The organism is Epilithonimonas zeae, from assembly GCF_023278365.1.
GTDB classification, from domain to species: domain Bacteria; phylum Bacteroidota; class Bacteroidia; order Flavobacteriales; family Weeksellaceae; genus Epilithonimonas; species Epilithonimonas zeae_A.
Map to the genome: position 1 here is coordinate 2,629,193 of NZ_CP075338.1, position 22,755 is coordinate 2,651,947.

Below are 22,755 nucleotides of genomic sequence, written 5' to 3' on the forward strand. Positions count from 1 at the left end.
AGTAAATCGCATCTCAATCAGGTGCGATTTTTTATGGGCGGACATTTCGCGCTATCCACTCATACTCCTCACTCGGCGGCTCCACTGCGTTCCGCCGCCTCGCTGCGGGGTAACCGTTACTATCACGGCCGCAGATACAACTTCTTTTGAAATATTTGTCGTTAAATTGTAAATTTGAATCATCGCATAACAATTATATTTCAACACAAATGAACAACGAACAATTACAATTCAATCTCAACGCTTACAAAGAAACCGGCGAAATCTTGGACGCCGCAAGATTCCTCATTCACGAATTTGATTTGGATGACGAGAACTTTTTAGGATTTGGTTTTCGGGAAGAATTAGAAAAGAATTCGGTTTTATTAACTGCCAATGGCGAAATCGGGGAAATGCAGGAAGTTTTGATCCCAAGAAATCTTTTCGATTTTGATTTGATATTAGTTCTTAATCTGCTTGCTCACGAGATGCTGCACGTTCGTCAGAAATCACCAAAAATGATGATTATGGATAAAAACGAACGTGAATGGCAAGCTTACTACGAAATGTTATTTCATAACAATTTTCCCCAGATTCCGGAACTTTCCGATTATTACAAAACCTTCTTCGGCGAGAAGGCTTTGATTTATTACGGAAGAATGGGCGAAGGGAGTGAATTGCAACAGAAATATGCTGAGCAGAAAATTCAATTAGAAGCACTTTTGCAAGACATTAAAAATAAAACCAATCAACAATGACAAAACCTGAAATATCCTGGAACGATTTTGAGAAAATCGACATTAGAGTTGGAACCATTATTTCCGTGAATGATTTAGAAAAAGCCAGAAATCCTTCTTATCAATTGGAAATCGATTTTGGAGATTTAGGTATTAGAAAATCTTCTGCACAAATCACTGCTTTATATCAAAAAGAAGATTTAATCGGAAAACAGATTCTCGCTGTAGTTAATTTCCCAAAGAAACAAATCGCCAACTTTTTTAGCGAATGTCTTGTTCTGGGAGTTTATGGCGACAATAAGAGTGAAGTGACTTTATTGAGTCCGAGTTTGCCTGTTAAGAACGGATTGGAAGTCGGGTAAAATTCAATTAAAATCAAAAATTTATTTGATATAAGTCTTCACTTCATCAAGAATATTGAATATCAATTCCATTGGTAAATCTTCGTCCATGTTCAGGAGCAAAATTTTGAACTTTTTCCGGCCTTCGGATAAGAGTTCAGGATAATCGACTCTGTCGCCGTGATAAAAACTGAGATAATGCTTCTGATGCTGTTTGCTGTAATAGAAATAGCAGAGCATTTTCTTTTTGTATTTCAAGAAAGGAAGTCCAAAACTGAACGTTTCGGTTATCAATTCATCAGAATTTAAAATCTTCTCTCGGATAAACAAAAGCGCACTTCTCGCAGGTTCATCAATCCGATAAAAATATTCCTGAATTGGATTCATTAATCAAAATTCTGAAGCTCAACCAGCTTTCTATAAGTGCCGTCTTTTTCCATCAATTCATGGTGAGAACCTTGCTCTATGATATCGCCTTTTTCCATCACAACAATATGATCAGCCTTCTGAATGGTCGATAATCTGTGAGCAATAACCAAAGATGTTCTGTTCTCCATCATTTTTTCCAATGCGTCCTGAACATATCTTTCAGATTCTGTATCTAGGGCAGAAGTTGCTTCGTCCAGAATCATAATTGGCGGATTTTTCAGAACTGCTCTTGCGATGGAAACACGTTGTTTTTGACCACCCGAAAGTTTGTTTCCATCATCGCCAATATTGGTATAATAACCTTCCGGAAGTTGAGAGATAAAATCGTGAGCATTGGCAATTTTAGCTGCCTCTATGATTTCTTCTTCAGTAGCATTTGGATTACCCATCAGGATATTGTTGTAAACCGAATCGTTGAACAAAACAGATTCTTGAGTTACCATTCCCAGAAGTTTCCGATAATCTGTCAGTTTTAGATTTTTGATGTTGTGACCGTCGATTAAAATTTCGCCTTCGGAAACGTCATAGAATCTTGCTAATAGATTAGCAATCGTAGTTTTTCCACTGCCGGATTGTCCAACTAAAGCTACTGTTTTTCCTTTTGGCAACGTAATCGAAACGTTTTTTAGAATTAGATTTGATTTCTCGTAATAGAAACCAATATTTTTAAATTCAATTTTATCATTTAATTCAGAAATAGATGTAGGGTTTGGAACTTCATCAACCTTCAAGTCGTAATCTAAAACTTCAGAAACCCTTTCTAAACTAGCCATTCCACCCTGGATTGCAGAAATAGCATTCGACAATCGTTTCGCAGGGTCCAAAACCTGAAAGAAAACTCCGATGAATGCTAGAAAAGTTGCAGGATCTTTGTTGGTTCCATTAATAATCTCAGTTCCTGCATAATAGGTGATAATCAACATTGTTACAGACCCAAGAAATTCACTCATTGGGGAAGCTAATTCTCTTCTTCTGCTCATAGAAACAGCGTGGTGTTGCCATTGATCGGTTGTTTTATTGAATCGGTTTTTCAGGATTTTATCGGCATTGAAAATCTTAATCACTTTTGAAGATTTCAAGGTTTCATCAACCAAAGAAAAAAGATTTCCCAATTCTTCCTGAGCAAATCTCGCCTGTTTTTTCAAGCTCTTTCCAACCCAAGAAATAATCCATCCCATTATTGGAAATACTACTAATGAGAATAAAGTCAATTTTGGAGATAAAAGAAATAATGCTGTCAATGAAGAAATAATCATAAAAGGCGAATTCACGATATCCACCAAAGATCCCATAATTCCACCTTCTACCGCGCCGATGTCATTGGAGATTCTCGACATCATATCCCCTTTTCTCTGTTCTGTGAAAAAAGAAACAGGTAATTTCAGGAACTTATCGTACATCAAAGTCCGAAGGTCTCTAGTAATTCCCACACGGTAATTCACTAAAAGATAAGAACCTAAATATCTGAAAATATTTCTCAGCAAAAAGGCAACTGCAGTAATAGAACACAGAACTGCCAGAACTTTGATTCCGCCATGTTCATCCATATTAATTTGAATGGTGTAATACGCCCAGTCTTTGACATAACCGAAATAATCTGCAATTCTGCCACTCCAAACTGGTACTTTCGAAGTATCCACTCTGTCCACTGTACCGAACATCACACTAAGAATAGGAAGCAAAGTTCCAATGGAAGCAATCTGAAGAAGAGAATAAAGAATATTGAAAAACATACTGCCCCACAGGAATTTTTGATGTGGTTTGGCAATACTGATGATGCGTTGAAATGGTTTCATTCAAAAAAATTGGAAATGCAAAATTACGGAAAATAAATAGCTTAGCTTATGAAGACGTTAGAAATCGTATTTTACTTTGTCATTGTATTTGGGGATGAAGTTTTTGGTATTCAGTTTTTCGATTGTTTTTGCGAAGTTGTTGATGATATTCGTCAAATTATCGGCATCTACAATATTAATATCGTCATTCACAGCGTGATAATGAAAAGCCTTGTTCATATCAACGGTTGAAATAGAATGTGCAATGATTTTCTTTTTGACGAAATTCACATTGTCTGAACGGTAAAACAATTGCTGACCTTGATATGGGTCAGGATAAACTTTCAAACCGTTGACTGCATTAGTATTAATCAATTCATCAAAATCTGAAAACTCGTCGCCCGTCATGAAAACTGCATTCTTACCAAATTGAGATTCCGTTGCCAACATTTCAAAATTGAAAAGTGCTTTGATATTATTGAAAACTGGATTCAATTTTTCATTTTCCGCCAAAGCTTTTGAACCAATCAATCCAATCTCTTCTGCATTGAAAGCCATAAAAACCATTGAATAATCTGTCTTTTTATCTTTGAAATAATCTGCCAAACCGATTACTGTAGCTACTCCACTTGCATCGTCATCAGCGCCGTTATAGATGTTATCACCTGCTTTATTATTGGTCCCAATATGATCAAAATGAGCCGAATAAGCCAAACTTTGTTCCGATTTTCCTTTCTTAACTCCACAAACATTATAACCTTTTTGTCCTTTATATTCGAATTGAATCAGATAAGAATCGCCAACACAATAATCTAAATTATTTTTTTTGAATTCCTGAGCGATGTATTCTGCCGCTTTATCATTTTCTGGTGTTCCGAACTTTCTGCCTTTCATTTCGTCTGAAGCTAAAGTCGAAACAATATTTACAATTCTTTCTTTGGAAATATCCTGAGCAAAAGACAGAAACGATTGAGCAATTAAAACAATGGAGATCACTTTTTTCATAGTTAAATTGATTTATTAAGAATTATAAGTACCATAATTATACTTTTTGTTACTAATGCTCTAAAGTTAAAGATATAATTCTTACCAATAAAAAACAGCTTCCAAAAGGAAGCTGTTCTCACTCAAAAAAATCGTCGTAAGCCTATCGAAGTCTGTCTACAGATTTTACGAGCCTCTCATCTTTTCTGATGTAAACATTTGCTAAAAGCAAACATATCACCGAAATAAATGGAAAAATTGGCTCAATACCCTTCTCAGGAAACTGAATTCCTCCGGATAAATTTAGTAACCAGTAAATCAAAAGACCAACCAACAAAGCGTTTATAATAAGGCTGAGGTTATTCAGCAATATTTGTCTTTTTCTGTTTTTGAAACTAAAAACACTTAGCAATCCTATTAATATCAATATAACAGTAGAAACATTGATTGTCAGGCTGCCACCCAATATATCCAAATCCTGCGCTGTAAGATTAAGGAACACTGCTCCTAGAACAGACAAGATAATCCAGATGGTTTGTATTCTTTGTAACATATTTATTATAAATCCTTTATAAAAAAGGTTAAAATAGATTGCAAAAATAAAATAATTTTTGCGTAATTCAAAAATTAATGTAGATTTGCATTGTAATCACTCAATAAAAATGATAACCTCCTGGTTTTCATTCTTACTTATACACAAATAAAAATTACCTTTTACGTATTTATATGTTTAATATTGAAACGCTACGGTCAAAATCCGATGAGGAATTGGCTCAACTTTCTAAAGATTTAGGCGTTAAATTGGCAAAGAAAAGCTCTCCGGAAGACACTGTTTTCGCAATTCTGGACTATCAGGCTTCTAATCCAAAAATCATTAAAGATTATCTTAACGCTACTCAAGAGAATATGACGAAAAAAACAGAAGAGAATTCTACGGAAAACGCAGCTCCTGCAAAGAAAAGAGGCAGGAAGCCCGCAGAGAAACCGAAAGAAGAAAACTCAGTTCCAGCAGAAACTCCTGTTATTGCTGTCACAGAGGAAGCTCCTGCGGCGGTTGTGAAGGAAGAAGCGAAAGCTCCCAATCCTCCAAAGAAAAAGACACCTAGAGCGAGAATCACTCCAGCGCAGACAGAAGAACAAGTTTCTACAACTCCAGTTTCGACTGACGAAACAACCCCAAAGACTGATGAAAAGCCTGAGCAAGAGGAAAGAAAGCCTCAACAAAAGCAACAGCCTAAGCAGCAAAACAATCCGCAGCATCAGCAAAAGACCAATAATAACAGAGGTCAGCAAAAAACACAAAATCCCAATTCCCAACAACACAACAATCATAAAGAACAATCTGAGGCACAACAGCACGAAGCTCCAGCTCCAAAGAAGGAATTTAACTTTGATGGAATTGTAACGATAGAAGGTGTTTTGGAAATTCTTCCGGATAACTACGGATTCCTTCGTTCTTCAGATTTCAGTTATATCTCTTCTCCAGACGACGTTTACGTTTCTACCAATCAAATCAGAAATTATGGTTTGAAGACCGGAGACACCGTAAAAGGAATCGTGAGACTGCCAAAAGAAGGCGAAAAATATTTCTCGCTTCAGAAACCTACAGAAGTTAACGGAAGAGATTTAGCTTTCATCAAAGACAGAGTTGCCTTTGAATATCTGACACCGCTTTTCCCTCAGGAAAAATTCAATCTGGCGGGTAAAAACTCTACACTTTCTACAAGAATTGTAGACTTGTTTGCGCCAATCGGAAAAGGACAAAGAGCAATGATTGTTGCACAACCAAAAACCGGTAAAACAATTTTACTAAAAGATATCGCCAACGCCATTTCTGCCAATCATCCAGAAGCTTATATGATGGTTCTTCTAATCGATGAAAGACCGGAGGAAGTTACGGATATGCAGAGAAGCGTAAATGCGGAGGTTATTGCTTCGACTTTTGATGAAGCGGCTGATAAGCACGTAAAAGTTGCTAATTTGGTTTTATCAAAAGCGCAAAGAATGGTAGAATGTGGTCACGATGTTGTCATTCTTTTGGACTCTATCACACGTTTGGCAAGAGCTTATAATACGGTAACGCCGGCTTCTGGAAAAATCCTTTCCGGAGGTGTGGATGCAAACGCCCTTCATAGACCAAAACGTTTCTTCGGAGCGGCTAGAAAAATCGAAAATGGAGGTTCTTTAACAATTATCGCAACTGCTTTGATTGATACAGGTTCCAAAATGGACGAAGTAATCTTCGAAGAGTTCAAAGGAACCGGAAATATGGAATTGCAATTGGATAGAAAGATTGCTAATAAACGTATTTATCCGGCTGTAGATTTAGTGGCTTCCAGTACTAGAAGAGATGATCTTTTGATGGACGAAGCGACACAGCAACGTATGTGGATTATGAGAAAATATCTGGCTGATATGAATCCTTTGGAAGCTATGGAATTTGTTCAAAAACAAATCAAAGGCACTAGAAATAATGAGGAATTCCTGATGTCTATGAACAGATAATTTGGATTAAATAAAAAAAGCTCGGCTCGCAATTGCGAGCCGTAACTTTAGTATTACCAAGGTAATAAATTTATCTTTAAGCGACGAAGACGTCTTCTACATCTGGTTTTCTGCTTAGAACTGCGTGGGCATAAGAGCAATGCGCTTTTATCGTCCATCCATTTTTTCTGGCAAATTCTACCGATTTCTCTACCAAAGTTTTTCCCAATCCTTTTCCTTCAAATTTTGGAAAAACCATAACATAACTCACGATTAATTTTTTAAGTTCAGGAACAATAGTATAGGTCAACCTTCCGATCTCTTCCTGATGATTTTTCATTGTAATAAATCCACCATTCCCAGACTTTTTATTTTCGAAAAGAAGTTCCATAAAAATTTGTTTTGAAGTTATTAGCTAAAATTATTCCAAAAAATCTGAATTAATAATAAACAGAATGTTAAATTATTTTAGTTTCAAAATATTTCAATACAATCGAAATCATAAAAGCAATCAGTATCAAAGCAAGGTTTCTTTTCCTTGTATTGGTTTTAAATAATTCTTCAAATATTTTTTTGACTTTATTATAATCAAAGATTAATATGATAAAAACCAAAGCCTGATAATATATTGCTGAATTCAAGGCTACTATATCATAAATATAATCCTGAATAATGATATTCGAAAGAATTATCGTTAACAAAATACATCCGAAAATCCTAGTCCGATTCATCAATAAACAAACGCCACCTAAAACTTCGAAAACACCAATGACTATTGGATAAACTAGTGAATAAGAATAGAACGACCACATTAATTTGTGACCTTCTGATAAATTAGGATTATCATCACCGTCAATGCGTTGAAATTGAAGTGGTTTAGCTACTCCATAAACAATCATTGAACCAGCTACGATAAAGATAATTATCCAATAAAAGAGATAGCTAAGATTTTCTCTTGAGATTTTCATTAATTCAGAAAAATTATCTTACAGGAGTTCGGAATTCTCCATAACCAATCAAGCCATCAAAATTTCTACCAAAAGGTGTGTAGTATAAGAATGCCTGGTAAAGGTTTTCTGTTTGCCAAAAATTCCCGTTCACTTCGCCATAATTCAGTTTTCCGTCTGCTCCTTTTGTTGCGATGATGTAACTGTAAAAACCTTGCTTCAGATAAATTTTAGCAATATATTTTTGAGCTTTTTCGTCATATTGCATTTGGCTGGTTTTATCGGCTTTATAATCATTAAACATCCCAAGAACGTAGAATTCCTTATCCGATTTCTGACTATCTAAAGCAAAATAAACCCAGGAATAATCCGCTTCTCTGTCCGCATTTCTTTCGATTCCCAAATCATTTCTACGGAAATAAAAAGCACCATTCACGTCCGGCTGGTACTGATAATCTCCCGGATAAGCCCAAACCGGATGAAGATAAGTGTAATTTCTTCCATCGATATTTTCCGTATTAGCAACCATATCGAGAGCTTGGTTTATCACTTTATTATCAAAATAATAGAATTCATTATTTCCCGGAAAAGCTAAATTCAATTGTTGAAATAAAAGTTGGTTTCCCATTGTAGAACTTGGACGAAGATTTTTCAAAGCAATATCCCAATTGTTATTCTGAATAACACTTAATGAAAGCGATGACAGATTATTGGTAATTCCGGAACCATTACCGATCGCCTGAATTTCAATCCTTTGTTTCAGGTTGGGATTTTTAGCATCAATAAATCTTGTAACATTGATTCCCAAATTCGCTCCGTCTTCATAGATACAAAATCGTTTTGTAAACAAAGGTTTTTCCTGAGAATCTTTGTAAACGATAATCTCATAATTTCCAGAGATTTTTGGCTGAATTTTCTCATTCGGGAAAGCTAGTTCGTAGTGCGTATATTTCTGATAAGTATTGAAAGAATATTGAAAATTCTCAATTAAAGCATTCATACTTCCATTCGCAAATTCGGTAAAAAACAAACCGTCTTCTTCCCAATTCTTGTTGTAATGTTTGTAAGTGTATCTGTACAACTGGCTGCTGTTGGACAAATCATCAAATCTTAAAATCAATTGTCCACCTTGAGCAATAACCGGCGTTTCATCATTGGTTTTAGGATTAAAGATTTGGATACTTTTGATTTCCTGTCCAAAAGAAATTGCACTTAAAAAAAGAAAAAATAGTTTAATTACCTTCATCTTGCTAAGTTAATGTTTTATATTTTTACATCTAAAATAAAAAGAATGTTGCATGTAAAATCCTTTGCATTTAACCCGTTTTCTGAGAATACATACGTTATTTATAACGATGAAAAGGAGGCTTTTCTTATAGATCCGGGAAATATGCCCGAAGCCGAAACCGAAACTTTGCACAGTTTCATCAAAACAAATGAACTCAACATCAAAAATATTCTGTTGACGCACGCTCATATTGATCATATTATTGGCTTGCAATGGGCTTATGATACTTTTGATGTTCCGGTTTTTATTCATTCTGATGAGATGGAAATTCTTGACAGAGCTTCTTTCACTGCTAAAAATTATGGCTTTTTCTTTCCTGCTTTCAAAGGGGAAATTCAGCATATTAAAGAAGGTGATAAATTAAACTTAGGTTCTGAAACCATTGAAATTTTCGACGTTCCGGGACATTCGCCGGGAACTGTTGCATTTTATAATGAAAATAATGGATTTGTAATTTCTGGCGATGCGCTTTTTATGATGAGCATTGGAAGAACCGACCTTCACAAAGGCGATTATAACCAATTAATTTCAAGTATTAAAAGTAAATTACTGACTTTGCAAGAAAATACAAAAGTTTACAGCGGACACGGAGAACCGACATCGATTGGTTTTGAAAAAGAGCATAATCCTTTTCTTAAATAAATTTGATTAGTTATGAAATACAAGATTTTATTTTTCTTTTTATTGATTTCCAGTGTTGTATTTTCTCAAAACGAAAAGCTGGATAAAACTAAAACAGAGAACATTCAGAAAGTAATTAAGTTATTTCAGACTAAAAATATTGACGGAATTACTAAAATCGTTAATTATCCTCTGAGACGAGAATATCCAATTCCTGATGTCAAAAACGAGGCTGATTTCAAGAAGAGATTCAATCAGATTTTTGATGCGAAAATCATTAATAAAATTTCAAATTCCAAAATTGAGCAATGGTCAGAAGTTGGCTGGCGAGGAATAATGCTTGATAATGGAGATTTGTGGATTGATACAAATGGAAGAATTACAGCACTGAATTATCAAAGTCCATTCGAAACAAATCAAAAAAATACCATTATTGTTAACGAAAAGAAAAATCTATTTTCCACTTTGAGACAATATAAATCGCCAGTTTATAAATTGACAACTAAAAGTTATTTGATTAGAATTGATGAATTGAGCAATGGGAAATACCGTTATGCCTCTTGGAAATCAGGCAAAAAAGAATCTACAAAACCCGATTTGATTCTGACTAATGGTGAAATCAGAATGGAAGGAAGCGGCGGTAATCATACCATTACTTTCAAAAAAGGCGAGTTCAGTTACATTATTTACAGAGGAATTATTGGCGAAAAAGATGCACCGGAAATCGATTTGACCGTTGAACAAAACAATAAAGTTATCCTACAACAAGACGGAAAATTGATACAATAGTTTATGTTGTCAGGCTGAGGCTCTCGAAGCCCATTAATAAAAAAACGCTTCCAAAATTGGAAGCGTTTCTATTTTTAATCCTGATGAACCTTTGATAAAATCGGTCCCGAAGAAACCAATTCCAGAGCTTCGTCATTATCTGTAAATTGCTCAAAATACTTGATATATCTCGCCGCTAAATCTTTAGCCTTAGCTTCCCAATCAGAATTATTCTCATAAGTATCTCTTGGATCCAAGATGTTTTCAGAAACATTTGGTAATGCAACAGGGAATTCCAAATTCATTACAGGTACTTTATTAGTTGCTGCTTTATCAATGCTTCCATCAATAATAGCATCGATAATCGCTCTGGTATCTTTAAGAGAAATTCTCTTTCCAGTTCCGTTCCAGCCTGTATTTACCAAATAAGCTTTCGCGCCGTGCTCCTTCATTTTTCCAATCAACGTTTTGGAATACATCGTTGGATGCAATGTCAAAAATGCTTCTCCAAATGCCGGTGAAAAAGAAGGTGTCGGTTCTGTGATACCGCGTTCTGTTCCTGCTAATTTTGATGTATATCCGCAAAGGAAATGGTATTGCGCTTGTTGGTCTGTCAGGATAGAAACCGGAGGCAAAACACCGAATGCATCAGCCGACAAATAAATGATTTTACTCGCGTGACCAGCTTTGGAAGGCAGAACAATTTTGCTGATATGATAAATTGGATAGGAAACTCTTGTATTTTCCGTAATCGAACCATCAGCATAATCTACATTCCCTTCGTCGTCCGTAACCACATTTTCCAATAATGCATCTCTTCTGATTGCACCATAGATATCCGGTTCTTTTTCTTTACTCAAGTCAATTACTTTTGCGTAGCAACCACCTTCGTAATTGAAAACACCGTTGTTATCCCAACCGTGCTCGTCATCACCAATCAGATAACGTTTTGGGTCTGCAGAAAGCGTTGTTTTACCTGTTCCGGAAAGTCCAAAGAAAACCGCTACATCGCCGTCCTCACCTACGTTTGCTGAACAATGCATAGAAGCCATTCCTTTCAAAGGAAGGTAATAATTCATTATTGCAAACATCCCTTTTTTCATTTCTCCGCCGTACCAAGTTCCACCGATAATCTGCATTTTCTTAGTCAAATCGAACATTACAAAAACTTCAGAATTAAGTCCGTGTTGTTCCCAATTTGGATTGACAGATTCGGAAGAATTAATCACTACAAAATCCGGCTCGCCATAATTTTGAAGGTCATAATGAGAAGGACGAATAAACATATTCATCACAAAATGAGCTTGCCAGGCCACTTTTGTCACGAACCTCACTTTCAGTCTTGTATCCTCATTAGAACCACAAAATGTATCAATAACGTAGATTCTGTCGCCGGAAAGGTCTTTGGTAACGATGTCTTTTAACTCATCAAAAACTTCGACTGTAGTTGGACGATTGATATTGCCGTCCCACCAAATCGTATCCTGAGTGATATTGTCTTTTACAATATATCTGTCTTTTGGAGACCTGCCGGTAAAAATTCCCGTTTTTACAGCCACAGCTCCCGACTTTGTCAAAACGCCTTTAGCAAATCCGGAATTATTCGGATCCATTTCCGCCTGAAAAATTTCTTCGTAAGTTGGATTGTGGATGATTTCTTTCGGATTGAAAATACCTTGACGTTCAAGATAAGATTTTAACTTGTCCATTTTTAATTTTTTTTGAAGATTAAAGGTGTTGCGACAAATGTAAAAATATCAGCGAATTATCAAAGTTTTTATAAACTGACATTCATCAGTTAAAATAAAATTTATAATTAGTTAATAATCAATTAATTAAATCTGACCAAGGAAATATTTTGGAGAAACCTTGCTTTTTGAAATAGCTTTCATAATCTCCAAATTTGGACGCAAGAACGAAATCTCCACCCCAAGCTCCCAAACTTTTGACAAAGCTCAGGCAATTTTGGAAATATTTTTCTTTTACAGTTGGGATTCCGAGAAAATCAGACAGTTTTTGCTCGTGAATTGTCATTAATTCTGAAAATTCTTCCAAATTTTGACTATTGACAATCATTTTGGTTAATTTAGAATAGTCATTGATTAATTCCGTTGAAGTTGGCTTAGACTTGTAATGAGAAATCCCTTCTCTCGTATCTTGTTTTTGATTGAGATGAATGAAAATCAGTTCATTTTTAAAACTCGGATTGAAATCAATTTTATGATAAGTCCTTTCCGGAAAACGGCTGTAGAGAACTGCAGATTTTTCTTTGGCAACAGCAACGTCATAACCACTTCCGCCTAAACTGATTTCGTTCAGAATAAAAGCATCGATATTTGCCCACTCTGCAAGATTATTCATCAAGGTAGAACTGCTTCCTAAGCCGAAGTCTGAAGGAAACTGGAGATTGGTTTTGATGTGATAAGAAGTATCACTTTTTAGTTTGGTATCAGAAAGATTCTGAACATTTTTGAGTGTTTTAAGAATGAACTCCGAAGCTTTGGAATCATTGGTTTCGAAGATTTCCCAATTTTTATAATTGATAACAGCTTTGAGCCATAATTGATTCTGATGATAAGCTTCCCAAACAATCAATGACTTCTGGTTTTCATTCTCTGTATAAAAAAGCTCTTGTCCCAGCTTTGTTGGAACAGCCAAGACAAGAGCGCCATCAACAGCAACATATTCTGAGGTAAGCATTAACTTGCCTGGTGAAAATATCCTGTTCATTTGTTGATTATTTTAATTTATTTTAAACGTAGAATCTTATGCAGCCCGACTTGAGCGGAAATCCTTTTTGCTTTTTTGCTAAAAATTAAAAAGATTGGGAGCCCTTCGACTTCGCTCAGGATAAACTACAGGCGGATTAAGCTGCTCTAAAAATTCTATTCTTAGATTGCAGAAGCAACCGTTACTTCCGGATTGATTTTCTTAATCAAACCTTGAAGTGTTTTTCCGGGTCCAACTTCTATAAAATTAGTTGCACCGTCTTTTATCATATTTTGAACACTCTGAGTCCATTTTACAGGACCAGTCAACTGAGCAATCAAATTTTTCTTGATTTCTTCTGGGTCAGAAACTGCAGTTGTCGTGATATTCTGATAAACCGGAATTGTTGCTTTACGGAAATTCGTTTTTTCAATCGCCGCTGCCAATCTCTCTTGAGCAGGCATCATCAATGGCGAATGGAAAGCGCCGTTAACAGGCAATAATAAAGCTCTCTTTGCGCCAGCCGCTTTCAAAGCTTCACAAGCTTTTTCTACAGACGCTGTTTCTCCGGAAATTACCAATTGTCCAGGACAGTTATAATTGGCAGGAACTACGATTCCCTCGATTTCTGCACAGATTTCTTCAACCTTTGCATCTTCCAGACCAAGAATTGCAGCCATAGAACTTGGGTTGATATCACAAGCCATCTGCATTGCTTGTGCTCTTTCAGAAACTAACCTCAGTCCGTCTTCGAAAGATAAAACGCCGTTGGCAACCAAAGCAGAAAATTCTCCTAAAGAATGTCCGGCAACCATTTCTGCGCCCAAACCGTTAGCTACTTTTACAGCAGCAACCGAGTGCAGGAAAATAGCTGGTTGAGTTACGCTGGTTTTTTTAAGGTCTTCGTCTGTCCCATTGAACATTACTGAGACAATATCAAAACCAAGAATATCATTGGCAGAATCCATCAGATCTTTCACGTCTTTTCGGGAATCGTACAATTCTTTTCCCATCCCGACAAACTGTGAACCCTGCCCAGGAAATACAAGTGCTTTCATATATTTATAAATGATAATTGATGAATTATAAATAATTGATTCATCAATGTTTTAAAAATTTTATTCTAATACTAATATTTTGAATGCTTGAGCTACAAAATAATTGAAATAGCGAATCTTGAATCAATTATCATTCATCGCTTATCAACTATATTACTGCATCAATCTCACAACTCTGTAGCCGTTGTTGATATAAGCGCCGTTTGGTTTTGCTTTTACAAACTCGAATTTTGTAGCGAGTTGCGTTTGCGATTTGCCAATTTGTTTGAAAATTTCTCCTTTTTTATTTTCTCTCGTTAGCATATCATTCATCACATCGAAACCGATTACCGCATATTTTGAAGGTGTTTTGCAGTATTTTGCTTTGTAGGCAGCAAGAATTTCTTTTTCGAAATCTCCGTCATAATTGATTTTTCTATCCATCAGATAAACCAAACTCGCTTTTGAAAGGTCATCCACATTTTTCTCAAAACTTGGACTGTAGAACATACTGAATGCTTTTACACCTTCTGTCTGTTTTCCAAGATTAATGATTTTGGAAGCAAAAGCCGCACCTGCAGACTCGTCATCGTCCGCAAGAATGGCAATCACAGGAACCGATTGTCCAGTCATCATATTATTTTCCAGCTGAATTTCTGATGAAGAATTAACGATAACTACATTTGGTTTTGATAACGATTTTTCCAATCCGGCTTTAATTGCATTGGCGTTTGCTTTGGAATTATCTGAAACAATGTAGATTTTTTGGTCTTGATAAACCTGACCAACTTCTTTCACGATTCTGTCCGAATAAACTGAATTTTCAGTTTCGATGATAATCAAATTGCTGTAATCAAAAAGGTCCTCTGAATTTGCGAATGGCGCAACGACAGGAATTTTTTTATCATTGACGAATCTTAAAACTTCAAGAACACTTGATTTGAAAAAAGGTCCGACAATCAAATCCGTATTATCAGGATTCAGTTGAGAAAGACTGTTTTTGAAAGTCGTTTCATTTCCGGCGTCTACAACTTTGATGTCCAGTTTTTGTCCGTTGGTTGCATTTCTCTCAGCTGCTAATTTGGCGCCTGTCAAGAAATCCATAGACATTGTTCTGTACTTTGCATCATTAGCATCAAACCCGAAAGGCAACATCAAAACAACACTCAAAACATCACCTGCTTTTTTAGAATACATCGGATCTTGCTTCTTGATTTTCAAAGTCATCCCGGCTTTCAAACCATCGGCAAGATTTGGATTAAGGCTAATCAATTGGTCCAACGTTACATTGAATCTGTTCATAATACTGAACATTGTATCGCCATTTTGAACTGTGTAAGTTACATAATCATCTTCTGAAAAAGCTGTGTTTGACGAGTTTTTCACAGGTTCGGAAACCGTAGTCTGTCTTGTTGTTTCCGTCACCGGAGCCGATGTAGTATTACTTTGAAAGTTATCTTCAACCTTGATAGAATTATTAGAAGAAGTTGCAACAGAATCTGAACCAGAAACTCTAATCGCTTCGCCTGGTTTCAAACCTGTTGTTTCCAATCCTGGATTCAAAGCAAATAATTGCTTTTGTGTTAGGTTGAATTGTCTCGATATTTTATAATAATTATCTTTTGCCTGAACAACGTATAAACCTTTATCTGGAGAAGTAGTTTCAGTTTTAGTTACTGTTTTTACTTCAGCCGGTTTTTCTGTTGTGGTTGTTGTAGTCTGAACAACTGCTGCTGCAGGCACAGAACCACCAAATTTCTGGATATTATCTAATGGCAAAGTAATTTTGTCCCCGATTTTCATATGAGAATCTAATTCAGGGTTTAGTTTTCTAAGGTCTGCCTCAGAAATCTGATACTGTTTTGTGATTCCGTAAATTGTTTGCTTTGGCTGTAAGGTAATGGTTCCTGTTTTTTCTGTTTTAGACACAGAAGTTGCAGTTGCTGGCGTTGAAGATACAGCTTTTGTACCGCTGCCTCCTTTTGAAACAACGATAACATCGCCGATTTTCAGCCCATTATCTTTTGCGGAAGGATTCATCCGATACAATTCATCTACCGTCAAACCATATTGTTTGGAAATCCCATAAGGCGTTTCCTTAGCTAAAACGGTGTGGGTTTTCTGCGCAGAAAGCCCCAAAAAGCTGATAAGTCCCGATAAAATGAAAATCTTTTTAATCATCCTTTTCTTTATATGGTTACAAAAATAATGCTTTCATTTTAAATGGGCGAAATAATCAATTCCGATTTTTGAACATCCATTTGTTGATAACTATCAGCAATCCATTGTTTTCCCAAATCCGCATAGAACACACTGAAATTCAACACTCTTTCCTGCCAGATTCCTCCCGGATGAACTTTCAAAAACAAATTCTGCATCTGTTCAAATTTCTCAGATTGCTTTATTTTCTCAGCTTTCAAAAGACGTTTTTGCATTCTTTTGAAAGATTTTAATTGTCGAGTTTCCTCTGCATTCACAAGGTTTACAAACGTTTTGTCCGTTTGTTCTGCCTTTGTTTTTATTTCTGAAAACGAATTAATCAAATCTTGTTCTTTCTGTTGAAGAAGCACTTTGATTTCGTTATTATCTAATATTTTTTGATTGATGACTTCCGCAAAGTTTCCGAAGAAATCTTCAACTCCCAATCCTGAATTTTCGATTTTTCTAAAGGTTTTTTCCTCCAAAAACAACATTGAGTTTCTTGGAATCAGAATAGGAAAAGGAAGATTGATGGATGTAAAATAATCTTTTAACTCTATCCAATACATAATCTCAGCGTTTCCGCCAACATAAGCCAGATTCGGCATAATCGTTTCCTGATAAGCAGGACGAAGCACCGCATTAGGACTAAATTTTTCGGGATGATTTTCCAATTCGTTGAGAATCTCTTCCTGAGAAAACTTCAAATCTGTGTCAAGAATGAAATAATCATTGTTGATTTTTTCGATTCGGTTTCTGGTTTCCGTCAAATAGAAAAGATTGATTTCTCTCGGATTGACTTGGACTTTGCCATAATTATCTTCCAGAAATTGTCTTTGATTTTTAGTGGTCTCGAAAAGCTGATTGGATAATAATTCTTTCTTGAAAATATCTTTAACCTGATTTTTAAGTTCTTTTTCATTTCCATCAATGGTCAACAATCCAAAATCTGAAAATAATTGATTCACCAAATATCGTATAGCTTGTGTATGCGTTTTACCTTTTTGATAGGCTTTTTTAATCCAAAGAATCAATTCGGTTCCGTAAAGATTGTCTTTGAATTCTTTCTCAAACTCCTGAATAAAAAAAGTTTCATCGATTTTGATATTCCCAACATCGCCGCCAGCACTCCTTTTGATTTCGTAATAATGTTCACGCGTTTTGAAATGATTGATTTCATCAAAATCGTGGTCTTCCGTCGCCATCCAAAAAACCGGAACAAAATTATATTCCGGAAAATTGGACTTTAAAAACTCTGCAGTTTTGATGGTCTGCAAAATTTTATAAACAAAGAAAACCGGACCTGTAAATAGATTGAGCTGATGCCCAGTTGTAACGGTGAAAGTATTTTTATCTTTCAGAGAAAACAGATAATCCAATTGTTTTGGAGACATTTGCTCTTCTTGATTCTGAGAAAAAATTGCATTGTAAAGGATTTCTCTTTTGTCATCAGAGTAGGAATTTTGTTTTTCCATAATCTGATTTTTGAAGTTCCCCAAGTCAAAAACTTTTTCCTGAAATCCGTCCACTTTTTTTCCTAAAAAATCTTTTACAAGTTTTGGAATACTACTAATATGTTCGAAACCGATGGTCATTTGGTTGTCTGTTGTTGGTTAGTTGTTGTTGGCTCGCAGCCTCACTTGAGCGGGAATCCTTTTTGCTTTTTTGCTAAAAAGATTGACTTGTCGAACCACTTCGTTAGGTTTGAAGCGGAAGGCGGATAAAGCTGCCATAATTATTCTAACAAAATTAATGGAAAAGATACCAAACCACGCCCAAATTCAATCGAAAATCATAAATAGGGTAATTGGGCGCCGTGAAAGATTTGTTCTGCATAAAGGTTTGGTTGATGTGCTGACCTTCTACGTAAAAAAACATACGCTTCACTCTCATATTGATGTAAACATCGGCAATCGGCTGCCCACCAATGGAATAAGGGTTGGTTCCCGGCAAAATGTATTCGTTCAGAATTGGTGAAAATTCTCGAGAAGCAAATTTGGTGAAGTAATACAATTTCACACCAGCCTGAATTTCTGCCGCTTTTTTGAATGCCGGCGCCTGATAATAAATATTCAATCTTCCAATGAAATCAGGCATTGGCAACAAATTGTCATTGGTCAAAGCTTTTTGGAAAAGCACTCTTCCGTTGAAATTGAATCTGTGATATTTCAAAGTTGTTTCACCTCCAATCTGCGAAATATTGAGTGAAGAAGAACTTTGTTGTGGTTTTGCTGAATTATCAAAATAAGTGTAATTATCGATTCTGAAATAATCTACAAAAAGCTGCGTGTTAAACCATTTTGCCAATTTCAAAGTTCCTCCAATTTGAGTTACAGCTTCGTTATTCGGGTTTTGCAGATAATAGTTGTAGTTGAGATAATGTGATGAATTGACCAGATAATTGAAGCTTGGATAAGCCGATTGGAAGTTAACTCTACCTTCCACCAAATAGTCTTTAATTGGTTCAAAAATCAATTCGTTGGTAGTTTTAACATAATCTCCGAATTCTGACCCTTTGGAAATTTCTAAGAATGATTTCAGTTGGATTTTATCTAACAATTTGATTTGTAAATTTCCCACTGCGCCAAATCTTTGTTCCTTGAAATAACCAGGAATATTGAGAAGAGGAAAGGCATTCTTGTTTCCGAAAGTGATATATTGATGACGGAAGCCCGCATCTAACTTAAACTTCTCATTATCCCAAACCAAGCTAAAAGTGTTACTGAGATTGTTGGAGAACTTTTTATTGGTTAATGGAAATGCTGTATTATCTATGCCTCCAAAGAAATCTAGATCCGAAGCCGTTTCTGAGAAGTAGTATTTATTACCTTGATGGTAAATTGTATGTCTTAACTTGAATGGATATTTTGCCGGATCAAAAGGTGCAAACTCCTGGCTGAAATAATATCTCCTGTAAGCATATCTAGATTCGGCACCAGATAAGTTGGTTTCAAGGTTTTGTCTATTATTGAACCTAGAATCGCCACCTAAGAAAACATCCAGATCTGCAATTCCACCATTTTCCTGATTGTTGACATTCTGATGGATGTAATGAGCGTAAGCTTCATATTTGTTATTCTTAGAAATATAATGTCCACTGAAAATGGTATTATTACTTGAAGCTAAACTATTTGTATAGAGACCCTGAGACCTTAGCCCCATATATTCTATAGCAAAATTGAAATTCTTTCCAACATTTTGAGTATAGGTCGTATGCAATTGCCCTCCATTTTTCATTGCATTGTTATAGAAAAATGTGGTAGTTGGTGTTTTTACATCATAGTAATTGATTTCATTTTCACCTAAAAGGTAGAATGATTTGTTTTCCGGAAGAAGTGTGAGATTTTGCTCCGCATTTTTTTCATAAACCAAATTCTGAAATCCCGAACCAATATTAGCATACTGGATTTTTCCGAAATTATCTTTTTTGTTGTACTGTGTTACAATGTACGATCTCTCAATAGCAAACATAGTATCATAGATTTTCTTCTCAGAAAATCTTTTCTTGACCTGATAATCATAAATGGTTGGTTTATAAATTTCTAATGAGTCTTGTTCTCCAGAATCCACTTTTAGTGTATCCGAAGGTAGTTTATTAGAATCTGTTTTGTTGACTTGCTGTGCATTAATCAAAACGCTAAAAACAAGGAACAGTATTGATAAATATTTCATCAAGGAAATTTGAATACAAAAGTACTAATTATCCGTAAATAAAAAACCCCGCAGATTGCGGGGTTTGATTATGTGGAATATATTAAAGCTCTAAATGCTTAGCAATGAAAAACAAAGATGAACAGATAAAAAATAATAAAAAAAGACCGTCTAAAAGACAGTCTTTAAATTCGAATATTGCGAATTATTATTTAACAATAATCTTCTTACTAAGTTTAGTTTGGTCTCCAGTTACATTTACAATATAAGTTCCTGGTACAAGTTTAGACGTATTTACTTCAACTGAAGTTGCATTTGGAGCTAATTTCAATACCTGCTGACCTGCAATGTTATAAACTTCTACACTTGAAATTTTTGATTTTCCTGAAACATTAAACACTTGATTGCTAACAAGTGTAGGATAAATAGAGAAAGAATTTGCCGTTACCTCTGTAGTAGCCAAATCTCCTTCACCATACACAAAGTCATCAATATACCATTCACAAGGATCATTTGTACTTGTAGATCCAGTTATAAATATATTTCCTGTATTAAATTTCCAAAGATCAGCACCTCCTACCGCCAATCCTGGAGCAGTGTAATCTGTTTCTATAACTTTTGTCCCGTTTATATATAAGGAAACAATAGCGCTGTCCAAATCAAAAACCACCTTATAAGTTGCCCACTGTCCGATTGGGTATGTAATTGGGGGGGATAATGAAACCGATGACTCATCCGCATAAAGCGATACATACATCTTGTTATCATAATTATCAGTTCCAATCGTAGTATTCGTATTGAAGTTCAATTTAAATGGCATTGAATCAGTACCATAATTAGCTGGATTTGAAGTATCTTCCATAAATGCCATCCAAGCAGATCTGTTTGCCGGAACCAGCATTTTCCACTGAAAAGTGTGTACTCCTATGAAAGCAGTTGGCACTTTCATTATAACATCTTGCCCATCTGCATTGATAGCGCCAGATTTTGTACCACTCGCTGCTTGCGCAGTTGTAACTTGTAAATTTTCAGCACCTGAAGCACCAGACCAATTTGACCAATGTCCTCCAAAATAAGATCCAACAGGATAGCTTTCAAAATTGTCATTAATAGAAACCTGTGCATTTGCAGCAGCCATTACCATAATGCTTGCTAAAAGATAGATTTTTCTCATAATAAATAAGTTTAAAGTTTTAAATATTGACTAAATTATAATTTTTTTTTTAAATAATTAAAAAAAAAGTGTTAAATCTTAAAAAACACCCTCGGATGAAAAATATTTTTTTTAATTTATAAAATTCTAATGGGAGTTTGATTTCAAATTAAGCTGCCCCATTATTGAGACAGCTTAATAATAATAATTACCATCCAGGATATTGGGTTATGTTTGGATTGATATTTATTTCATAGTATGGTATTGGTATTACCAATAGTCTATCACTCGCTGCTACATTACAATTAGTTGAACAATTACTATCTTTTATAACAGAAAATCCATTCCTTTTTAAATCAAAATACCTATGTCCTTCTGCAAAAAATTCTTTACGCCTTTCATCCAGTATTTTTTCAATAGTAATATTGGAACTAATATTTTCTCCTCTGCTCTGCTCAAATTGATTTAAATATGACAAAGCTGCTGAAGTTTGTCCTGATTTAAACAAAGCTTCTATCCTATTAAGGTAAGCTTCGGAAAATCTTAATAATCTAATATTGGAGACGTAATTTCCTTCATTAGTCCCCCTAACCCACTTTTTACCAAAATAACCTTGCGGCGTATCTTGATTGGAACCTAAGGTTCCAATCAGCGCCACTCTCCAATCGTTTGTATTCGTATTGATTAAGTTAATAAAACTTCTTCTAAACAGAATGCTCTTATGCGCTCCATTACTTGCATAAAATGACGATGGATGTGCATTTCCACCATTATTGAAGACAGGCGTTTGTTCAATCTCAAAAATAGTTTCTTTTTGATCATCTATATTAGCTGAACTGGTACTGATAAAATAATTTGTATAAGTTGTTTTATCTGTAATTGGAGCAAAAACATCAGAAGGAGAATTATTAATAACTTCATTAGCATAACTAACAGCTTTTTGATAATCTCCAGCAGCACCTCTGGTAAGATAGACTCTGGACAACAGCAATTTAGCTGCAGTAGGAGTTAATACGGATCTTTTAGTTCCTGTAGTACCACTCAATCCGGCAATAGCGTTTTCTAAATCACTAATAATATAGTTGTAAATATCGTTAACACTTGATCTACTTAATTTATTATCTGGATTATAATCTTCAGGCTGAATAGGAACACCAAATTCTTGGTTGGTCCCAGACTTCGGATCTGGCGAATAGAAGCTTACCAGATAGAAATATGACATTGCTCTAGCTATTTTCGCCTCAGCTTTATATCTCAATACCGTTTGTGATTCCTTTAATTTCTTATCTCCAATTACCATATTGGCTTGTTGGATTACGTTGTAAAAAGAATCATACATGCTAAAATCAGAAATTTCCGGGCTATATGACATTCTAGAAGTATTCAAGAAATAACCATCATTCGCTGTACTGACAAATGCGTTGTCAGATAGCAAATCGCCAAAAATCGAAACTGCCGCACCAAACCCTGTAGAGGCACTCATCTGATTATATACACCATTCAATACCAATCTCATATCATTTTCGGTATTGATGGCTTCTTCGAGAGGAGAGCCTATCTCTGGCAATAATTGTAACCTTTCTTCACTACATGATGCCGTAAATAGGAAAGCACCAAGTGATAATATATATATAATTTTCTTTGTCATATTAT

General features: G+C 35.4%; 20 protein-coding genes. 5 read left to right on the top strand and 15 right to left on the bottom strand.

What is annotated here, in order from left to right:
- Positions 1-209 precede the first annotated feature (209 nt).
- Together KI430_RS11820 and KI430_RS11825 are read left to right on the top strand one after the other, a co-directional pair.
- A complete protein-coding gene (locus KI430_RS11820; RefSeq protein ID WP_248875040.1) occupies positions 210-737 on the top strand; it encodes a hypothetical protein in 528 nt (175 codons plus the stop codon).
- Positions 734-1,078 carry a tRNA-binding protein gene (locus tag KI430_RS11825; RefSeq protein ID WP_248875042.1) on the top strand — a complete coding sequence of 115 codons (345 nt, stop codon included), beginning with the start codon at positions 734-736 and terminating at the stop codon, positions 1,076-1,078. The genes KI430_RS11820 and KI430_RS11825 overlap by 4 nt, the downstream gene beginning before the upstream one ends.
- A 21-nt stretch (positions 1,079-1,099) precedes the next feature.
- On the opposite strand, the gene KI430_RS11830 is transcribed toward KI430_RS11825, so the two are convergent.
- The 4 genes from KI430_RS11830 to KI430_RS11845 form a co-directional block, all read right to left on the bottom strand.
- Positions 1,100-1,444, bottom strand: coding sequence for a DUF1801 domain-containing protein (locus KI430_RS11830; protein ID WP_248875044.1), 345 nt, complete (start codon positions 1,442-1,444; stop codon positions 1,100-1,102).
- A complete protein-coding gene (locus tag KI430_RS11835) occupies positions 1,444-3,282 on the bottom strand; it encodes an ABC transporter ATP-binding protein (RefSeq protein WP_248875046.1) in 1,839 nt (612 codons plus the stop codon). The genes KI430_RS11830 and KI430_RS11835 overlap by 1 nt, the downstream gene beginning before the upstream one ends.
- A gap of 57 nt (positions 3,283-3,339) precedes the next feature.
- Complete coding sequence (locus KI430_RS11840; RefSeq protein ID WP_248875048.1) at positions 3,340-4,266, bottom strand: M28 family metallopeptidase; 927 nt, start codon at positions 4,264-4,266, stop codon at positions 3,340-3,342.
- A 142-nt stretch (positions 4,267-4,408) separates the two neighbouring features.
- Positions 4,409-4,798 (bottom strand): DUF4293 family protein, encoded by a 390-nt coding sequence (locus tag KI430_RS11845; RefSeq protein WP_248875050.1) that lies wholly within the window; start codon positions 4,796-4,798, stop codon positions 4,409-4,411.
- Positions 4,799-4,971: 173 nt separating this feature from the next.
- On the opposite strand from KI430_RS11845, the gene rho reads away from it, so the two are divergent.
- Positions 4,972-6,750: a transcription termination factor Rho gene (rho, locus tag KI430_RS11850; protein ID WP_248875052.1), complete on the top strand. Its 1,779-nt coding sequence runs from the start codon at positions 4,972-4,974 to the stop codon at positions 6,748-6,750.
- A gap of 76 nt (positions 6,751-6,826) precedes the next feature.
- On the opposite strand, the gene KI430_RS11855 is transcribed toward rho, so the two are convergent.
- The 3 genes from KI430_RS11855 to KI430_RS11865 all read right to left on the bottom strand — a co-directional run bounded on the left by KI430_RS11855 (position 6,827) and on the right by KI430_RS11865 (position 8,922).
- On the bottom strand, positions 6,827-7,120 hold the full coding sequence (locus tag KI430_RS11855) for a GNAT family N-acetyltransferase (RefSeq protein ID WP_248875054.1): 294 nt from the start codon (positions 7,118-7,120) through the stop codon (positions 6,827-6,829).
- Positions 7,121-7,187: 67 nt separating this feature from the next.
- On the bottom strand, positions 7,188-7,697 hold the full coding sequence (locus tag KI430_RS11860; protein WP_248875056.1) for a hypothetical protein: 510 nt from the start codon (positions 7,695-7,697) through the stop codon (positions 7,188-7,190).
- Between the two features lie 13 nt (positions 7,698-7,710).
- A complete protein-coding gene (locus KI430_RS11865; RefSeq protein WP_248875058.1) occupies positions 7,711-8,922 on the bottom strand; it encodes a DUF5103 domain-containing protein in 1,212 nt (403 codons plus the stop codon).
- A 45-nt stretch (positions 8,923-8,967) separates the two neighbouring features.
- Between KI430_RS11865 and KI430_RS11870 the strand changes: the two genes are divergently transcribed.
- Both KI430_RS11870 and KI430_RS11875 read left to right on the top strand, forming a co-directional pair.
- Positions 8,968-9,606: an MBL fold metallo-hydrolase gene (locus KI430_RS11870; protein ID WP_248875059.1), complete on the top strand. Its 639-nt coding sequence runs from the start codon at positions 8,968-8,970 to the stop codon at positions 9,604-9,606.
- Positions 9,607-9,618: 12 nt separating this feature from the next.
- Positions 9,619-10,374 carry a hypothetical protein gene (locus KI430_RS11875; RefSeq protein WP_248875061.1) on the top strand — a complete coding sequence of 252 codons (756 nt, stop codon included), beginning with the start codon at positions 9,619-9,621 and terminating at the stop codon, positions 10,372-10,374.
- Between the two features lie 74 nt (positions 10,375-10,448).
- Here KI430_RS11875 and pckA read toward each other — a convergent pair whose 3' ends face one another.
- From pckA to KI430_RS11915, 8 genes are all read right to left on the bottom strand, one after another.
- On the bottom strand, positions 10,449-12,062 hold the full coding sequence (gene pckA, locus KI430_RS11880) for a phosphoenolpyruvate carboxykinase (ATP) (protein ID WP_248875063.1): 1,614 nt from the start codon (positions 12,060-12,062) through the stop codon (positions 10,449-10,451).
- Positions 12,063-12,180: 118 nt separating this feature from the next.
- The gene (locus KI430_RS11885; protein WP_248875065.1) at positions 12,181-13,083 is read right to left on the bottom strand and encodes a GYDIA family GHMP kinase; all 903 of its coding nucleotides are present in this window, start codon (positions 13,081-13,083) and stop codon (positions 12,181-12,183) included.
- 161 nt (positions 13,084-13,244) lie between these two features.
- A complete protein-coding gene (fabD, locus tag KI430_RS11890; RefSeq protein WP_248875067.1) occupies positions 13,245-14,120 on the bottom strand; it encodes an ACP S-malonyltransferase in 876 nt (291 codons plus the stop codon).
- Between the two features lie 153 nt (positions 14,121-14,273).
- Complete coding sequence (locus tag KI430_RS11895; RefSeq protein WP_248875069.1) at positions 14,274-16,280, bottom strand: LysM peptidoglycan-binding domain-containing protein; 2,007 nt, start codon at positions 16,278-16,280, stop codon at positions 14,274-14,276.
- A gap of 38 nt (positions 16,281-16,318) precedes the next feature.
- Entirely contained in the window at positions 16,319-17,893 is a 1,575-nt protein-coding gene (gene bshC / locus KI430_RS11900) for a bacillithiol biosynthesis cysteine-adding enzyme BshC (protein ID WP_248875071.1), read from the bottom strand.
- Between the two features lie 154 nt (positions 17,894-18,047).
- Positions 18,048-19,970, bottom strand: coding sequence for a putative porin (locus KI430_RS11905; RefSeq protein WP_248875073.1), 1,923 nt, complete (start codon positions 19,968-19,970; stop codon positions 18,048-18,050).
- A 187-nt stretch (positions 19,971-20,157) separates the two neighbouring features.
- Positions 20,158-21,123: a T9SS type A sorting domain-containing protein gene (locus KI430_RS11910; protein WP_248875075.1), complete on the bottom strand. Its 966-nt coding sequence runs from the start codon at positions 21,121-21,123 to the stop codon at positions 20,158-20,160.
- Between the two features lie 187 nt (positions 21,124-21,310).
- A complete protein-coding gene (locus tag KI430_RS11915; protein WP_248875077.1) occupies positions 21,311-22,669 on the bottom strand; it encodes a RagB/SusD family nutrient uptake outer membrane protein in 1,359 nt (452 codons plus the stop codon).
- Positions 22,670-22,755: the final 86 nt, after the last annotated feature.

Excerpts from the sequence above, each read along its gene's own strand:
- KI430_RS11820 (WP_248875040.1), top strand. The coding sequence starts at position 210 with ATGAACAACGAACAATTACAATTCAATCTCAACGCTTACAAAGAAACC.
- KI430_RS11825 (WP_248875042.1), top strand. The coding sequence starts at position 734 with ATGACAAAACCTGAAATATCCTGGAACGATTTTGAGAAAATCGACATT.
- KI430_RS11830 (WP_248875044.1), bottom strand. The coding sequence starts at position 1,444 with ATGAATCCAATTCAGGAATATTTTTATCGGATTGATGAACCTGCGAGA.
- KI430_RS11835 (WP_248875046.1), bottom strand. The coding sequence starts at position 3,282 with ATGAAACCATTTCAACGCATCATCAGTATTGCCAAACCACATCAAAAA.
- KI430_RS11840 (WP_248875048.1), bottom strand. The coding sequence starts at position 4,266 with ATGAAAAAAGTGATCTCCATTGTTTTAATTGCTCAATCGTTTCTGTCT.
- KI430_RS11845 (WP_248875050.1), bottom strand. The coding sequence starts at position 4,798 with ATGTTACAAAGAATACAAACCATCTGGATTATCTTGTCTGTTCTAGGA.
- rho (WP_248875052.1), top strand. The coding sequence starts at position 4,972 with ATGTTTAATATTGAAACGCTACGGTCAAAATCCGATGAGGAATTGGCT.
- KI430_RS11855 (WP_248875054.1), bottom strand. The coding sequence starts at position 7,120 with ATGGAACTTCTTTTCGAAAATAAAAAGTCTGGGAATGGTGGATTTATT.
- KI430_RS11860 (WP_248875056.1), bottom strand. The coding sequence starts at position 7,697 with ATGAAAATCTCAAGAGAAAATCTTAGCTATCTCTTTTATTGGATAATT.
- KI430_RS11865 (WP_248875058.1), bottom strand. The coding sequence starts at position 8,922 with ATGAAGGTAATTAAACTATTTTTTCTTTTTTTAAGTGCAATTTCTTTT.
- KI430_RS11870 (WP_248875059.1), top strand. The coding sequence starts at position 8,968 with ATGTTGCATGTAAAATCCTTTGCATTTAACCCGTTTTCTGAGAATACA.
- KI430_RS11875 (WP_248875061.1), top strand. The coding sequence starts at position 9,619 with ATGAAATACAAGATTTTATTTTTCTTTTTATTGATTTCCAGTGTTGTA.
- pckA (WP_248875063.1), bottom strand. The coding sequence starts at position 12,062 with ATGGACAAGTTAAAATCTTATCTTGAACGTCAAGGTATTTTCAATCCG.
- KI430_RS11885 (WP_248875065.1), bottom strand. The coding sequence starts at position 13,083 with ATGAACAGGATATTTTCACCAGGCAAGTTAATGCTTACCTCAGAATAT.
- fabD (WP_248875067.1), bottom strand. The coding sequence starts at position 14,120 with ATGAAAGCACTTGTATTTCCTGGGCAGGGTTCACAGTTTGTCGGGATG.
- KI430_RS11895 (WP_248875069.1), bottom strand. The coding sequence starts at position 16,280 with ATGATTAAAAAGATTTTCATTTTATCGGGACTTATCAGCTTTTTGGGG.
- bshC (WP_248875071.1), bottom strand. The coding sequence starts at position 17,893 with ATGACCATCGGTTTCGAACATATTAGTAGTATTCCAAAACTTGTAAAA.
- KI430_RS11905 (WP_248875073.1), bottom strand. The coding sequence starts at position 19,970 with ATGAAATATTTATCAATACTGTTCCTTGTTTTTAGCGTTTTGATTAAT.
- KI430_RS11910 (WP_248875075.1), bottom strand. The coding sequence starts at position 21,123 with ATGAGAAAAATCTATCTTTTAGCAAGCATTATGGTAATGGCTGCTGCA.